The sequence below is a fragment of the Helicobacter pylori genome (genome assembly GCF_002832345.1).
Taxonomy (GTDB): domain Bacteria; phylum Campylobacterota; class Campylobacteria; order Campylobacterales; family Helicobacteraceae; genus Helicobacter; species Helicobacter pylori_CP.
Genome location: NZ_PHLZ01000001.1, coordinates 136,575 through 152,816 on the forward strand (window position 1 = coordinate 136,575; position 16,242 = coordinate 152,816).

A 16,242-nucleotide genomic window follows, 5' to 3' on the forward strand; every position below is an offset into this window, starting at 1 on the left:
TGCTATAATTTGGGATTAAAACATCTTTTGAGGAAATTAAATGGGACAAATTAGAGACATTCTAACAACGCTTTTACCCCTTGTGGTGCTGTTTCTTATTTTTTATTTTTTGATCGTTCGCCCGCAACGCCAGCAGCAAAAAAAGCATAAAGAAATGATAGAGGGCTTGACTAAGGGCGATAAAATCGTTACTCAAGGAGGGTTTATCGTTGAGGTGCTTAAAGCGGAAGCGAATTTTTTTAGCGTGAAGCTTAATGATGACACCACCGCTAAACTTTCTAAAAACTATGTAGCGTTCAAATTAGACGAATTGGATCAATTTGGTTTGGCAGAGCCTATAGTTATCCAACAAGGCAGAGAAGAAATCTCGGCAAGATTATCCGGCACTAAGACTTTGAAACAACGCCAAATAACAACTGAATGAAACTTTTTAACGCTCGTTTAATCGTTTTTATTTGCGCGCTTCTTTTAGGAGTGGGGTTTTCTGTGCCTTCTTTGCTAGAAACTAAAGGCCCTAAAATCACTTTAGGTTTGGATTTAAGGGGGGGGTTGAACATGCTTTTAGGGGTGCAAACCGATGAAGCTTTAAAAAACAAGTATTTAAGCTTGGCGTCCGCTTTAGAATACAACGCTAAAAAGCAAAATATCTTGCTTAAAGACATTAAATCCAGTTTAGAAGGAATCAGTTTTGAGCTTTTAGATGAAGATGAAGCGAAAAAATTAGACGCGCTTTTATTGGAATTGCAAGGCCATAGCCAGTTTGAAATCAAAAAAGAAGCGGAGTTTTATAGCGTGAAGCTCACCCCTTTAGAGCAAGAAGAATTGCGTAAAAACACGATTTTGCAAGTGATAGGGATCATTCGTAACCGCTTGGATCAATTTGGTTTGGCAGAGCCTGTAGTCATTCAGCAAGGTAAAGAAGAAATTTCGGTGCAATTGCCCGGCATTAAGACTTTAGAAGAAGAACGGCGCGCTAAAGACTTGATTTCAAGATCCGCTCATTTGCAGATGATGGCGGTGGATGAAGAACACAATAAAGATGCGATGAAAATGACGGATTTAGAGGCTCAAAAGTTAGGCAGCGTGTTGTTGTCTGATGTGGAAATGGGGGGTAAAATCTTACTCAAAGCGATCCCTATTTTAGATGGCGAAATGCTTACGGATGCGAAGGTGGTGTATGATCAAAACAACCAGCCGGTGGTGAGCTTCACTTTAGATGCGCAAGGGGCTAAGATTTTTGGGGATTTCTCAGGCGCGAATGTGGGCAAACGCATGGCGATCGTTTTAGACAATAAGGTTTATTCAGCCCCGGTGATTAGGGAGCGTATTGGTGGAGGGAGCGGGCAGATTAGTGGGAATTTTAGCGTGGCTCAAGCGAGCGATTTAGCGATCGCTTTAAGGAGTGGGGCGATGAGCGCGCCCATTCAGGTTTTAGAAAAAAGGATTATAGGCCCGAGTTTAGGGAAAGACAGCATTAAAACTTCCATTATCGCTCTCATTGGGGGCTTTATTTTAGTGATGGGCTTTATGGTGCTTTATTATTCTATGGCGGGAGTGATCGCTTGCATGGCGTTAGTGGTCAATCTTTTTTTGATTGTGGCGGTCATGGCGATTTTTGGAGCGACGCTGACTTTACCGGGAATGGCGGGGATTGTTTTAACCGTGGGGATTGCCGTGGATGCTAATATCATTATCAATGAGCGCATTAGAGAAGTCTTAAGAGAGAATGAGGGCATCGCTAAAGCGATCCATTTAGGCTATATCAATGCGAGTAGAGCGATTTTTGATTCCAATATCACTTCCTTGATCGCTTCAGTGTTATTATACGCTTATGGCACAGGAGCGATTAAAGGCTTTGCTCTCACCACAGGCATTGGGATTTTAGCCTCTATCATCACCGCTATTATAGGCACGCAAGGGATTTATCAAGCCCTTTTGCCTAAACTCACTCAAACAAAAAGCCTTTACTTTTGGTTTGGTGTGAATAAAAGAGCTTAGGAGGTTTTATGGAATTATTCAAACAAACTAGAATCTTAAGCTTCATGCGTTATTCCAATTATGGGGTGATCGTTTCAGCGATCTTAGTGCTTCTAGCGTTAGGGCTTTTGTTTTTCAAAGGGTTTTCTTTAGGGATTGATTTTGCGGGGGGGAGTTTGGTGCAAGTGCGTTACACTCAAAACGCCCCCATTAAAGAAGTGCGCGATCTGTTTGAAAAAGAAGCTCGCTTCAAAGGCGTGCAAGTGAGCGAATTTGGTTCTAAAGAAGAGATTTTAATCAAATTCCCTTTTGTAGAAACGGCCGAAAATGAAGATTTGAACGCTATCGTGGCTAACATTCTAAAACCCAGCGGCGATTTTGAAATCCGTAAATTTGACACCGTTGGCCCTAGAGTGGGGAGCGAATTGAAAGAAAAGGGCGTTTTGTCGCTGATTTTAGCCCTAATGGCGATCATGGTTTATGTGAGTTTCCGCTATGAATGGCGTTTCGCTTTAGCGAGCGTTATTGCGCTTGTGCATGATGTGATTTTGGTGGCAAGCTCGGTGATCGTTTTTAAGATTGATATGAATTTGGAAGTGATTGCGGCTTTACTCACTTTGATTGGGTATTCCATTAATGATACGATCATTATTTTTGATCGGATCAGAGAAGAAATGCTCTCTCAAAAAACCAAAAACGCCACTCAAGCCATTGATGAAGCCATTTCCAGCACGCTCACGCGCACGCTTTTAACTTCTTTAACCGTGTTTTTTGTGGTGTTGATTTTGTGCGTGTTTGGGAGTAAAATCATCATTGGCTTTTCATTGCCCATGCTAATAGGCACGATTGTAGGGACTTACAGCTCTATTTTCATCGCCCCTAAAGTAGCGTTATTGTTAGGTTTTGATATGGGTAAATATTATGAGAATGAGGCTAGAAAAATCAAAAAAGCTCAAGAGAAAGAAAAAATGCGCCGTTTGTATGAGAGCGGTCAAGTTTAAGGAGTTTCTATGGATTGGGGTCGGGTCATTCATGTGCTGTTCAGCCTTATTTCTTTAACCACCATTGCAGGGTTTTTGTATGAGCCTAACACGGTGGTGTTGTTTGTAGCGTTAGCTTTAAACCTTATTTCTGTTACGCTCAAAATTGGGGTGTGTAAGCGTTTCGCTTCAGAGCTGTTGGCCAGCTCTTTAGCCACCGTGTTGCACCTCATACCGGCGTTTGTGTTTTTACAGATTTTAAACAATTTGGTTACAGCTTACATGCTCATGATCGGGGCGTTGATTAGTAACGCTTTCAGCCTCATCTTTTTGTTGATTGAAAGCGTTGTAACGAGCGAAACGGATTAAGGGGTAATTGATGGATTTTATCAATATAGAAAAAAAATGGCAAGAATTTTGGTGGAAAAATAAGAGTTTTGAGCCTAAAGACGATTTTAACCTCCCTAAAAAATACATTCTAAGCATGCTGCCTTATCCTAGTGGGGAAATCCACATGGGGCATGTGCGCAATTACACCATTGGCGACGCGTTGGCGCGTTATTATCGTTTGCACCATTACAATGTGTTGCACCCTATGGGGTTTGATTCTTTTGGGATGCCTGCGGAAAATGCCGCCATTAAGCATGGTATCCACCCTAAAACCTGGACTTATGAAAACATTGAAGCCATGCAAAAAGAGTTTGAAGCTTTAGGGTTTTCTTTTTCTAAAAACAGGGAATTTGCCACTTCAGATCCGGATTACACGAAATTTGAACAGCAATTTTTCATTGATTTGTGGGAAAAGGGGCTAATTTATCGCAAGAAAGCCATGCTCAATTGGTGCCCTAACGACAAGACCGTTTTAGCTAATGAGCAAGTCATTGATGGGAGGTGTTGGCGTTGCGATACGGAAGTTATCCAAAAAGAACTCTATCAATATTATTTGAAGATCACAAACTACGCTGAAGAATTGCTAAAAGACTTAGAAACTTTAGAAAATCATTGGCCTTCTCAAGTCCTAACCATGCAAAAAAACTGGATAGGAAAATCTAGCGGGTTGCAATTTGGCTTTAAAATCGCTGATGAGTGCTTGAAAGCTTGCAATAACATTCAAGAAATTGAAGTTTTTACCACAAGAGCGGATACCATTTATGGCGTAACTTACATTGCGATCGCCCCAGAACACCCTTTAGTAGAGCATGCCATTAAACAAGTGAGCCAAGAAGATTCAAAGATGATTAAAGCGATTTTAAACACGACTCAAAGAGAAAGAGCCTTAGAGAAAAAAGGGGTGTTTTTAGGCGTTTATGCTATCCACCCTTTAACAAAGCAAAAAATCCCTGTTTGGGTGGCTAATTTCGCCCTAGCTAATTATGGCTCTGGGGCGTTAATGGGCGTGCCAGCTTGCGATGAAAGGGATTTTGAATTCGCCAATCTTTATCATATCCCTATTAAAGTGATCACTCAAAGCCCTCAAAGTTTGCCCCACACCAAAGAAGAGGTTTTAAAAAATAGCGGGGAGTGGAGCGATCTTTCTAGCTCAGTGGCCAGAGAACAAATCATCGCTTATTTTGAAAAAGAAAACCTCGGTAAAAGGGTGATCAACTACCGCTTGCAAGATTGGGGGGTGAGCCGTCAAAGGTATTGGGGAGCGCCCATTCCAATGATTCATTGCAAAAATTGCGGGATTGTGCCTGAAACCCAGCTGCCGGTAACTTTACCTGAAGACATTGTGATTGATGGGGAGGGCAATCCGTTAGAAAAGCATGCGAGTTGGAAATTCGCTCAATGCCCCAAATGCCACAAAGACGCTTTAAGAGAAACAGACACCATGGATACTTTCATCCAATCCAGCTGGTATTTCTTGCGCTACACCACCCCCAAAGATAAGCGTGAAAATCAAGCGTTTGATCAAAATTACTTGAAGTATTTCATGCCGGTGGACACTTATATCGGTGGCATTGAACATGCGATTTTGCACTTGTTATACGCGCGCTTTTTCACTAAGGCTTTAAGGGATTTGGGCTATCTTAATTTAAATGAGCCTTTCAAACAGCTTATCACTCAAGGCATGGTCTTAAAAGATGGCGCTAAGATGAGCAAGTCTAAAGGCAATGTCGTTAGCCCTAAAGAAATACTCAAAAAATACGGGGCTGATGCTGCAAGGCTCTTTATCCTTTTTGCTGCCCCACCGGCTAAAGAATTAGAATGGAATGACAGTGCTTTAGAGGGCGCGCACCGGTTTATCAAGCGCTTATACGATAAAGCGAACGCCATTACCCCTACCACTTCTAAGCCTGAATTTAAAGAAGTCAGCCTGAATGAAGCGCAAAAACTAGCTCGTAAAAAAGTCTATGAAGCGTTAAAAAAATCGCATGAAATTTTCAATAAGGCTGAAAGCGCTTACGCGTTTAACACTTTGATCGCAAGTTGCATGGAGGCTTTAAACGCTTTGAGTGTGCAAAATAATGAGCGGATTTTATGCGAAGGTTATTTTGTGTTGTTGCAAATTTTAGAGCCTATTATCCCGCACACCGCATGGGAATTGAGCGAGAGGCTTTTTAAAAGGGAGAATTTTAAGCCTATAGCGATCGATGAATACGCTTTGATGGAAGACTTTATGACTTTAGGGCTTACCATTAATGGCAAAAGGCGTGCGGAATTGAAAGTCAATATTAACGCCAGTAAGGAAGAAATTATTGTTTTGGCTAAAAAAGAATTAGAGAAATATTTAGAAAAGGCGAGCGTTAAAAAAGAAATTTATGTGCCTAATAAGCTTGTTAATTTTGTTATCGCATGACATTTAGAGTTTTACTTTTTTTTATTTTATTGCTTTGGTTCAAGGGCTGTGGGTATAAGCCCATCGCCGCTTACGCTCAAAACGCTTTAGGCGATAGCATATACGTGAAACTCATTGTGAATTTGCCTAACCCTGAAAACTCTGTGGAGTTTAAGGATTTGATGAATCGTTTAGTCGTGCAACGCTTCCAAAGCCGCTTAGCGAGTGAAAAAGATGCGGATTCTATCATTATCATAGAAATCACGAACGTAACCGATACGAGCATCACGCAAAATAAAGAAGGCTTTACGACTTTCTATCGCGCGACCGTGTCTGTGAATTACACCTACGATAACAAAGGAGGCGTTAGAAAGACTTTCCAAAATAGCGGATACTACAATTACGCCGTGAATTTGCAAGACCCCCTTAACACCTACCAGAACCGCTATTACGCTATCAATCAGGCTGTGGAGCAAACTTTGACTAAATTTGTGGCTCAAATCGCTTATGAGGGGAAATTCAATAATGAAAAATAGTCATGGGTTGAAGGCGTTTTTAGAAACAAAGCCTAAAGAATACCATAAGTTTGACCCTAGCCGTTTCATTCAAATTTATAAAGATTTTAAGAACGCTTTTTTTGAGATTCAAGCGAAAGTCATTCATGTGGTAGGGACTAATGGTAAGGGCAGCACAGGGCGGTTTTTAACCCTTTTATTAGCCGATCAAAATTTTAAGGTGTTGCATTTCACCTCCCCTCATGTTTTTGAATTTAGGGAGCGCTTTTTTTTGAATGGTTCTATTGTTAAAGAAAGCGTTTTAGAAAACGCCCACCAGCAATTGCAATCGCACGCTTTCAGCAGCGCTTGCTCGTATTTTGAATACGCCACCTTACTAGCCGTCATGCTCGCTAAAGATTGCGATTATTTGGTTTTAGAAGCGGGGCTTGGGGGGGAGTTTGACAGCACGAACGCTTTAGAAAAAACCCTAAGCGTTTTCACCCCCATTGATTATGATCATAAGGAATTTTTAGGGGATAGTTTAGAAAGCATTGCGACCACTAAATTAAAAGCGATGGGCTCTCTTAGTATCATCGCTCCCCAACAAGAACTGGTTTTAAATGTGGCTCAAAAGATCGCCAAAGACAAACACGCGCAATTGATTGTGGTTCAAAATGAAATTTCAAAAGGAGTCATGGATTATATTGAACGCTACCATTTAGCCCATTTTTTAGCGATGAATTTAGAAGTGGCTCTAAAAGCGTTTGAAACGCTTTTGCCATGCAATAAACAAGAAGTTTTAAAAAACCTAAAGCCCCTAAATTTAATCGGCCGTTGCGAGCTTTTAAGCCCTAATATCTTAATAGATGTGGGGCATAACCCCCATAGCGCCAAAGCCTTAAAAGAAGAAATCAAACGCGTTTTTAACGCTCCAATCGTTTTGATTTATAACTGCTACCAAGATAAAGACGCTTTTTTGGTGCTAGAAATTTTAAAGCCTGTGGTTAAAAAGGTTTTGATTTTAGAATTGCATAATGAAAGAATTATCAAGTTAGAAACGCTTAAAGGGATTTTAGAAACTTTAGGGTTAGAACACGCTTTGTTTGAATATTTGGAAGAAAATGAAAATTATTTGGTGTATGGCTCATTTCTAGTAGCCAACGCTTTTTATAAGCGCTATCAAAAGAAGAGGGATTGATGCCGCAAAACCAGCTTGTGATCACCATCATTGATGAATCAGGCTCTAAACAGCTCAAATTTTCTAAAAATTTAAAACGCAACCTCATCATTTCTGTTGTTATTTTTCTGTTGATCGTGGGGCTTGGCGTGGGTTTTTTAAAATTTTTAATCGCTAAAATGGATACGATGACAAGCGAGAGGAATGCGGTTTTAAGGGATTTTAGGGATTTGTATCAAAAAAATTACACTTTAACAAAAGAGATTAAAAACAAGCGAGAAGAGCTCTTTATTGTGGGGCAAAAGATTCGCACGATAGAATCCTTGATTGAAGTCAAAAGAGGGGCTAATGGGGGCGTGCATCTCTATGATGAAGTGGATTTAGACAATTTGAATCTGGCTCAAAAACATTTAGCGCTCATGCTCATTCCTAATGGCATGCCTCTAAAAACTTATAGTGCGATCAAACCCACCAAAGAAAGGAACCACCCCATTAAAAAAATTAAGGGTGTTGAATCCGGGATTGATTTTATCGCGCCATTAAACACGCCTGTTTATGCGAGCGCTGATGGGATTGTGGATTTTGTGAAGACCAATTCTAATGTGGGGTATGGGAACTTGGTACGCATTGAACATGCGTTTGGTTTTAGCTCCATTTACACGCACTTAGATCATGTCAATGTGCAGCCTAAAAGCTTTATCCAAAAAGGGCAGTTGGTTGGCTATAGCGGGAAGAGCGGTAATAGCGGCGGTGAAAAATTGCATTATGAAGTGCGCTTTTTGGGTAAAATTTTAGACGCAGAAAAATTTCTGGCATGGGATTTGGATCATTTCCAAAGCGCTTTAGAAGAAAATAAATTTATTGAATGGAAGAATTTGTTTTGGGTTTTAGAAGACATTGTCCAGCTCCAAGAGCATGTGGATAAAGACGCGCTCATAAGCCAATAAGGATTTTAGTGTTTTTAGACAGGCGTTTGATTGTGATGGTTACGGACTCTAAAGGGAGCCGTTATATTAATGTGCATATCTTATTCCGTCAAATTGGTTTGTATGCGCTGTTGAGCGTTGTGGGATCTTTATTGTTTTTAGGCATTTCGTTACTGGTTTTAAATAAAGAAATTAGAAATATTGAAAAGCAACATGCTTTAATCACTAAGGAATTTGAGAAAAAAAAAGAGACTAATGAAAAGCTTTCCTTGCAAATGGATGAATTTTTAGACGATTTGCAACTCTCAGGGGAGCGCATCAACGATTTAGAAGAAGTGGTGGGAGTGAATAGGCCTGAAGAAGAAAAAGAAGAGGGTAATTTTTCCAGCCGCTTGGATGTCGCTGGGATTACCGGGCTTCAAAAAAGCTTTATCATGCGCCTTATCCCTAATGACTACCCGCTAGAATCCTATCGGCGCGTTTCAGCCGCCTTCAATAAAAGAATCCACCCTATTTTGCATGTGTTGCACAACCATACTGGGCTTGACTTGAGCACCGCTATTAACACCCCTGTGTATGCGAGCGCTAGCGGAGTAGTGGGGTTAGCGAGCAAAGGGTGGAATGGGGGGTATGGGAATTTGATTAAAGTTTTCCACCCTTTTGGTTTTAAAACCTACTACGCCCATTTGAATAAAATCGTCGTAAAAACGGGCGAATTTGTCAAAAAAGGGCAGTTGATTGGGTATAGTGGTAATACAGGAATGAGCACAGGACCGCATTTGCATTATGAAGTGCGGTTTTTAAATCAGCCCATAAACCCCATGAGTTTCACCAAATGGAACATGAAAGATTTTGAAGAAGTTTTCAATAAAGAAAGGAGCATCAGATGGCAATCTTTGATAACAATAATAAATCGGTTAATGCAAAAACAGGACCAGCGACTATCATCGCTCAAGGCACAAAAATAAAGGGGGAGCTTCATTTGGATTACCATTTGCACATAGATGGTGAATTAGAAGGGGTGGTGCATTCTAAAAGCACGGTGGTGATCGGGCAAACCGGCTCGGTAGTGGGTGAGATTTTTGCTAATAAATTAGTGGTTAATGGCAAATTTACCGGCACGGTGGAAGCGGAAGTGGTAGAAATCATGCCTTTAGGACGCCTTGATGGTAAGATCTCTAGCCAAGAGCTTGTGGTGGAAAGGAAGGGGATTTTGATTGGGGAGACTCGCCCTAAGAATATTCAAGGGGGGGCGTTGTTGATCAATGAGCAAGAAAAGAAGATTGAAAATAAATAGGGAATGATCCAATCTAGCCTTTATAGAGCCTTAAACAAAGGCTTTGATTATCAAATACTCGCTTGTAAGGATTTTAAAGAGTCCGAGCTCGCTAAAGAAGTCATAAGCTATTTTAAGCCACATACCAAAGCCATTCTTTTCCCGGAGTTTAGGGCTAAAAAAAACGATGATTTGCGTTCGTTTTTTGAAGAATTTTTACAGCTTTTAGGGGGTTTAAGGGAGTTTTATCAAGCCTTAGAAAACAAGCAAGAAGTTATCATTATTGCCCCTATTAGCGCATTATTACACCCTTTACCTAAAAAAGAACTTTTAGAAAGCTTTAAAATCACTCTTTTAGAAAAATATAACCTTAAGGATTTGAAAGACAAGCTCTTTTATTATGGTTATGAAATTTTAGACTTAGTGGAAGTGGAAGGCGAAGCGAGCTTTAGGGGGGATATTGTGGATATTTATGCGCCCAATTCTAAAGCGTATCGCTTGAGCTTTTTTGACACGGAGTGTGAGAGCATTAAGGAATTTGACCCCACCACTCAAATGAGCCTTAAAGAAGATTTGTTAGAAATTGAAATCCCCCCCACGCTTTTTAGTTTGGACGAACCATCTTATAAGGATCTGAAAACAAAAGTGGAGCAAAGCCCCTTAAATAGCTTTTCTAAAGATTTGACCAGTTTTGGTTTGTGGTTTTTAGGAGAAAAAGCGCAAGACTTACTAATCGTTTATAAAAGCGTTATAAGCCCTAGAGCTTTAGAAGAAATTCAAGAATTAGCGAGCTTAAACGAATTGGATGGTGAGCGTTTCAAATCTTTAAAGGTTTTAGAAACCCCGCAAGGCTATGAAGATTTAGAAATCCATGCGCATGCCCTAGAAGGCTTTATCGCTTTGCATTCAAATCATAAAATCACGCTCCTAGCCCCCAATAAAACGATTTTAGACAACGCGATAAGCACACTTGAAAAAAGCAGCATGGAATGCGTGATCGCCCCCTTTGTGTTAAACTTTAAAACCCCTGATGGGATTTTTATCTCGCTCAATTCCTTTGAAAGGAAGAAAAAACGCCAAAAATCCAAGCTCGCTTTGAATGAACTAAATCCGGGCGAATGGGTGGTGCATGATGATTATGGGGTGGGTGTGTTTTCCCAATTAGTCCAACACAGCGTTTTGGGGAGCAAGAGGGATTTTTTAGAAATCGCTTATTTGGGCGAAGACAAACTGCTATTACCGGTAGAAAACTTGCATCTCATCGCTCGCTATGTGGCGCAAAGCGATAGCGTGCCGGTTAAAGACCGGCTAGGGAAAGGGAGCTTTCTTAAATTAAAAGCTAAAGTCAGGGCTAAGCTTTTAGAGATTGCGGGCAAGATCATTGAATTAGCGGCTGAACGCAATTTGATCTTGGGTAAAAAGATGGATGTGCATTTAGCGGAGTTGGAAGTCTTTAAATCGCATGCGGGGTTTGAATACACCAGCGATCAAGAAAAAGCCATCGCTGAAATTTCAAGGGATTTAAGCTCTCACAGGGTGATGGACAGGTTATTGAGTGGGGATGTGGGTTTTGGGAAAACGGAAGTGGCGATGCATGCGATTTTTTGCGCGTTTTTGAACGGCTTTCAAAGCGCTTTAGTTGTGCCTACTACTTTATTAGCGCACCAGCATTTTGAGACTTTAAGGGCGCGTTTTGAAAATTTTGGCGTTAAAGTGGCTCGTTTGGATCGGTATGTGAGCGAAAAAAACAAGCTTTTAAAGGCGGTGGAATTAGGGCAAGTTGATGCGCTAATAGGCACGCATGCGATTTTAGGCGCGAAATTTAAAAACTTGGGTTTAATGGTCGTAGATGAAGAGCATAAATTTGGCGTGAAACAAAAAGAAGCTTTAAAAGAATTGAGTAAGAGCGTGCATTTTTTAAGCATGTCCGCTACGCCTATCCCGCGCACTTTAAACATGGCGCTCTCTCAAATTAAAGGCATTAGCTCTTTAAAAACCCCGCCCACAGACAGAAAGCCCAGCCGCACTTTTTTGAAAGAAAAGAATGACGAACTCTTAAAAGAGATCATTCATAGAGAATTACGCCGTAACGGGCAAATTTTTTACATCCATAACCACATCGCTAGCATTTCAAAAGTCAAAACCAAGCTAGAAGAGTTAATCCCTAAACTCAAAATCGCTATTTTGCATTCCCAGATTAACGCTAACGAGAGCGAAGAAATCATGCTAGAGTTTGCCAAGGGGAACTATCAGGTTTTATTATGCACTTCTATTGTGGAATCAGGGATTCATTTGCCTAACGCTAACACGATTATTATTGATAATGCGCAAAATTTTGGGCTGGCTGATTTGCACCAATTGAGAGGGCGTGTGGGGAGAGGCAAAAAAGAAGGCTTTTGCTATTTCCTTATAGAAGATCAAAAAAGTTTGAATGAACAAGCTTTAAAACGCTTGCTCGCTTTAGAAAAAAATTCGTATTTGGGTAGTGGGGAGAGTATCGCCTATCATGATTTGGAAATCAGAGGGGGTGGGAATTTGCTCGGGCAGGATCAGAGCGGGCATATTAAAAACATTGGTTATGCGCTCTATACGCGCATGCTTGAGGATGCGATTTATGAATTGAGTGGGGGGAAGAAAAGGCTTGAAAAGAGCGTAGAAATCCAACTTGGTGTGAGCGCTTTTTTAAACCCTGAACTCATTGCAAGCGATAGTTTGAGGTTGGATTTGTACCGCCGTTTGAGTTTGTGTGAAAATACAGATGAGGTGGGGCAAATCCATGAAGAAATAGAAGACAGGTTTGGCAAAATAGACGATTTGAGTGCTCAATTTTTGCAAATCATTACGCTTAAAATTCTAGCCAACCAGCTTGGCATCATCAAACTTTCTAATTTCAATCAAAACATCACCATCACTTATAGCGATGAGAAGAAAGAAAGCCTGAAAGCCCCAAGCAAAGACGATAACGATATTTTAGAAACCCTTTTGAAACATTTGCGCGCTCAAATTTCTTTAAAGTGGCGTTAAAAGCGTTTGATTTTAGCGTTAATTTTGTTATTTTAAAAAGATTATTAAGAGAGTTTGTGTAAAATAGGGATTTGCTATGCCTTTAGTCGTTAAAAGGTAATTATCATTAAGGAGTTTTTTAATCATGGCAGATATTCAAAGGCGTGATTTTTTAGGAATGAGCCTTGCTAGTGTTACAGCTATAGGGGCTATAGCGAGTCTGGTAGCGATGAAAAAGACTTGGGATCCGCTTCCAAGCGTTGTTTCAGCCGGTTTTACGACCATAGATGTGGCGAATATGCAAGAAGGGCAGTTTTCTACCGTGGAATGGCGTGGGAAACCGGTCTATATCCTCAAGCGTTCTAAAAAAGAGGGCTTTAATGAAAAGCGCGATTTTAAAATTGGCGAGAGCGTTTTTACCACAGCCATTCAAATTTGCACGCATTTAGGGTGTATCCCCACTTATCAAGATGAAGAAAAAGGCTTTTTATGCCCATGCCATGGGGGGCGTTTCACTTCTGATGGCGTGAATATTGCCGGCACCCCCCCTCCGCGCCCTTTTGATATCCCGCCTTTTAAAATTGAAGGCACTAAAATCACTTTTGGTGAAGCCGGGGCTGAATACAAGAAAATGATGGCTAAAGCGTAAGGAGAGTTCAATGGCAGAGATAAAAAAGGCGAAGAATTTAGGCGAATGGCTGGACATGCGTCTTGGCACTAACAAGCTTGTTAAAGTGCTAATGACAGAATATTGGATCCCTAAAAACATTAATTTCTTATGGGCGATGGGGGTGATTTTATTGACCCTTTTTGGCGTGCTTGTGGTCTCAGGGATTTTCTTGCTCATGTATTACAAGCCTGATGCGAAAATGGCGTTTGATAGCGTGAATTTCACGATCATGCAAGAAGTGGCTTATGGCTGGCTTTGGCGCCACATGCATGCCACGGCAGCGAGCATGATTTTTGTTATCATTTACATCCACATGTTTGTCGGTATCTATTATGGCTCTTACAAAAAAGGCCGTGAGATGATTTGGATTAGCGGGATGATTTTGTTTGTGGTCTTTAGCGCGGAAGCCTTTAGCGGGTATATGCTGCCTTGGGGGCAGATGAGCTATTGGGCCGCAGCGGTTATCACTAATTTATTTGGAGGCATTCCTTTCATTGGGGCTGATGTGGTGGAGTGGATTAGGGGCAATTATGTCGTGGCGGATTCCACTTTAACGCGCTTTTTCATGCTCCATGTGTTTTTACTGCCCATTGCGATCATTTTACTTGTTGGGGTGCATTTTTATTCTTTACGCGTCCCGCATGTCAATAACCAAGAAGGCGAAGAAATTGACTTTGAATTAGAAGAAAAGAAATTCATTGAAGGCAAGAAGAAAGAATCCAAAGTCATTCCTTTTTGGCCGGTATTCTTGTCTAAAGATATTTTTGTGGTTTGCGCGTTCATGGTCTTTTTCTTTTACTTGGTGTGTTACCACTATGATTTTGCGATGGATCCTATCAACTTTGAAAGGGCTAACAGCCTTAAAACGCCGCCTCACATTTACCCTGAATGGTATTTCTTATGGAGCTATGAAGTCTTAAGGGGCTTTTTCTTTAGCGCTGATTTAGGGCTAATGGCCTTTGGCGTGGCGCAAGTGATCTTCTTCTTGCTGCCCTTTTTAGACAGAAGCCCTGTGGTCGCTCCCGCGCACAAACGGCCAGCGTTTATGGTGTGGTTTTGGCTTTTAATCATTGACATGATTGTTTTAACGATCTATGGTAAATTGCCTCCGCTTGGGATCGGTAAATACATTGGCTTAGTGGGTTCAATCACTTTCCTAGCCCTTTTCTTTGTGGTGTTGCCCATTATCACTATCGCTGAGAGCAAGAAACAAGGGGGTGTTAGATGAAAGAATTTAAGATTCTAATCATCCTTATTGTGGTGGTAGGCGTGATTTATTATGGGGTTGAGCCTTATGCGCATTCGGTGATGCACCCTAAAGTCGCTCCGGCAGATTTTGCGTTCAAGGATTTAGAGCCGATTGATTTGAAAAATGGCGACGCCAATAAGGGCAAACAGCTTGTAGCCGAAAATTGCACCGCTTGCCATGGCATTAAATCCCAAAACATTCCAGCCCCTATGGACAGCCTTAGCGCGAGCAACTCTTTTGGGGTTGTGCCACCGGATTTAAGCCATGTGGCGGGGGTTTTGAACGCGAATTTCTTAGCCCACTTCATCAAAGACCCCGTGAAAACGGCGAAATTGAGCCATAAATTCAACGATGAAAGGCCCTATCCTATGCCGGCGTTTTCCCAATTTAGCGATCAAGATTTGAGCGATATTGTGGCGTATCTCACTTCTATTTTGCCTAAAAGTTTGAGCGATAAGGAAGTGTTTGCGCAAAGCTGTCAAAGGTGCCATAGCCTGGATTATGCTAAAGATAAGGCCTTTAGCGATCCTAAAGATTTAGCCAATTATTTAGGCTCTCATGCACCTGATTTGTCCATGATGATTAGGGCTAAGGGCGAACATGGCTTGAATGTTTTCATCAACGATCCGCAAAAGCTTTTGCCAGGCACGGCTATGCCCAGAGTGGGGTTGAGTGAAAAAGCTCAAAAACAAGTCATTTCTTATTTGGAAAAAGCGGGCGATAGGAAAAAGCATGAAAGGAATACCTTAGGGATAAAAATCATGATTTTCTTTGCGGTGCTGTCGTTCTTGGCTTACGCATGGAAAAGAAAAGTCTGGAGTGAAGTGCATTGAATTAAAAAAAGGGGGGGCATGGTTTTATGATTTTTGATTCATGGTGGGTTGTTTGAATGGCTTTTTCAAAATAATCTTTATTTTGGGATTTTATTATTACTAATAACCCCTATAAGGTATTATGACTACAAAGCTTTTTGAGTGGTTTAAACTCAATTTGAGAAAGATTCTAATACTTGTAAAATCAAGGGTTTTTATTGGGTTTATTTTAAAAAATCAATCAATGCTTGAAGTTCCTTTGAGTCAAAATTAAAAAATTTCTTAAGAATTTCTGTATTTTTTGGCTTATCTATCATTTTAGCGGTTGTAGAAACAGGATCTAGATCGTTTAACCCACAAGGAATAAAACCTCTCTCTAAACAAACAGAAAGCGTGATATAGGGTTGTAGCCAACATTTAGTACGTTTTTTTTGTTCTGATTGGATAGATTTGATTTGTTTGACTTCATTAAAAAGCGTATTGTAATGTTGGCGGAAGCTTGTGTAAAACGCCTTATTTTCACTTTCTTTCGCTATTTTTTCTAGCAAATGCTCTAACTCGCAATAATTGGGGTGGTGTTTAGTCTCATCATTTTCTGGCAATAAAAAAATCTTAATTTGCTTAAACTCTTCATCATTTAGGCGGTGTTCTTGTTTTGTGTTTTCTTGGAGTTGTTTCTTTATTTCTTGAATTTTAGTCTCTTTTGTTTGGTTGTCTGAATCAAAAACGATGTAAATATCCTTAGCTTTTAGGTTTCCTTTAACCACCCAAAGCAGAAATCCCAAATATCTTTAGTGTTTGGGATGAATGCTACCAATTCATGGTATCATATCCCCATACATTCGTATCTAGCGTAGGAAGTGCGCAAAGTTACGCCTTTGGAGATATGATGTGTG

Annotated in this window: 14 protein-coding genes and 1 pseudogene; 14 read left to right on the forward strand and 1 reads right to left on the reverse strand. The window is 40.7% G+C overall.

Annotated elements, in window-relative coordinates; translation table 11 throughout:
• Positions 1-40 precede the first annotated feature (40 nt).
• The 14 genes from yajC (at position 41) to CXY28_RS00695 (ending at position 15,367) form a co-directional block, all read left to right on the forward strand.
• On the forward strand, positions 41-424 hold the full coding sequence (yajC, locus tag CXY28_RS00630) for a preprotein translocase subunit YajC (protein WP_079358694.1): 384 nt from the start codon (positions 41-43) through the stop codon (positions 422-424).
• Complete coding sequence (gene secD, locus CXY28_RS00635; RefSeq protein WP_100979153.1) at positions 421-1,998, forward strand: protein translocase subunit SecD; 1,578 nt, start codon at positions 421-423, stop codon at positions 1,996-1,998. Before yajC ends, secD begins: the two co-directional genes overlap by 4 nt.
• Before the next feature lie 8 nt (positions 1,999-2,006).
• The gene (gene secF / locus CXY28_RS00640) at positions 2,007-2,978 is read left to right on the forward strand and encodes a protein translocase subunit SecF (RefSeq protein WP_100979154.1); all 972 of its coding nucleotides are present in this window, start codon (positions 2,007-2,009) and stop codon (positions 2,976-2,978) included.
• A 9-nt stretch (positions 2,979-2,987) separates the two neighbouring features.
• Positions 2,988-3,326, forward strand: a complete 339-nt coding sequence (locus tag CXY28_RS00645; RefSeq protein WP_000383761.1) for a DUF6394 family protein — start codon at positions 2,988-2,990, stop codon at positions 3,324-3,326.
• A 10-nt stretch (positions 3,327-3,336) separates the two neighbouring features.
• Positions 3,337-5,757 (forward strand): leucine--tRNA ligase, encoded by a 2,421-nt coding sequence (leuS, locus tag CXY28_RS00650; RefSeq protein WP_100979155.1) that lies wholly within the window; start codon positions 3,337-3,339, stop codon positions 5,755-5,757.
• Entirely contained in the window at positions 5,754-6,272 is a 519-nt protein-coding gene (gene lptE / locus CXY28_RS00655) for an LPS assembly lipoprotein LptE (RefSeq protein ID WP_100979156.1), read from the forward strand. Before leuS ends, lptE begins: the two co-directional genes overlap by 4 nt.
• On the forward strand, positions 6,262-7,431 hold the full coding sequence (locus tag CXY28_RS00660; RefSeq protein ID WP_100979157.1) for a bifunctional folylpolyglutamate synthase/dihydrofolate synthase: 1,170 nt from the start codon (positions 6,262-6,264) through the stop codon (positions 7,429-7,431). The genes lptE and CXY28_RS00660 overlap by 11 nt, the downstream gene beginning before the upstream one ends.
• A complete protein-coding gene (gene csd2, locus CXY28_RS00665) occupies positions 7,431-8,357 on the forward strand; it encodes a M23B family cell shape-determining DD-metalloendopeptidase Csd2 (protein ID WP_100977208.1) in 927 nt (308 codons plus the stop codon). The genes CXY28_RS00660 and csd2 overlap by 1 nt, the downstream gene beginning before the upstream one ends.
• 8 nt (positions 8,358-8,365) lie before the next feature.
• Positions 8,366-9,304, forward strand: a complete 939-nt coding sequence (gene csd1 / locus CXY28_RS00670) for a peptidoglycan DD-metalloendopeptidase Csd1 (RefSeq protein ID WP_000478075.1) — start codon at positions 8,366-8,368, stop codon at positions 9,302-9,304.
• Positions 9,223-9,633 carry a bactofilin family protein gene (locus CXY28_RS00675; RefSeq protein ID WP_000963942.1) on the forward strand — a complete coding sequence of 137 codons (411 nt, stop codon included), beginning with the start codon at positions 9,223-9,225 and terminating at the stop codon, positions 9,631-9,633. Before csd1 ends, CXY28_RS00675 begins: the two co-directional genes overlap by 82 nt.
• A 3-nt stretch (positions 9,634-9,636) precedes the next feature.
• Complete coding sequence (mfd, locus tag CXY28_RS00680) at positions 9,637-12,636, forward strand: transcription-repair coupling factor (RefSeq protein ID WP_100979158.1); 3,000 nt, start codon at positions 9,637-9,639, stop codon at positions 12,634-12,636.
• 124 nt (positions 12,637-12,760) lie between these two features.
• Positions 12,761-13,264 (forward strand): ubiquinol-cytochrome c reductase iron-sulfur subunit, encoded by a 504-nt coding sequence (gene petA, locus CXY28_RS00685; RefSeq protein WP_000763640.1) that lies wholly within the window; start codon positions 12,761-12,763, stop codon positions 13,262-13,264.
• Between the two features lie 10 nt (positions 13,265-13,274).
• Positions 13,275-14,513 carry a cytochrome b gene (locus CXY28_RS00690; protein WP_050826335.1) on the forward strand — a complete coding sequence of 413 codons (1,239 nt, stop codon included), beginning with the start codon at positions 13,275-13,277 and terminating at the stop codon, positions 14,511-14,513.
• Positions 14,510-15,367 carry a cytochrome c1 gene (locus CXY28_RS00695; protein WP_024368698.1) on the forward strand — a complete coding sequence of 286 codons (858 nt, stop codon included), beginning with the start codon at positions 14,510-14,512 and terminating at the stop codon, positions 15,365-15,367. Before CXY28_RS00690 ends, CXY28_RS00695 begins: the two co-directional genes overlap by 4 nt.
• A 203-nt stretch (positions 15,368-15,570) precedes the next feature.
• Here the strand turns inward: CXY28_RS00695 and CXY28_RS00700 are convergent.
• A pseudogene (locus CXY28_RS00700) lies at positions 15,571-16,110 on the reverse strand (hypothetical protein); the annotation flags it as partial.
• Positions 16,111-16,242 lie beyond the last annotated feature (132 nt).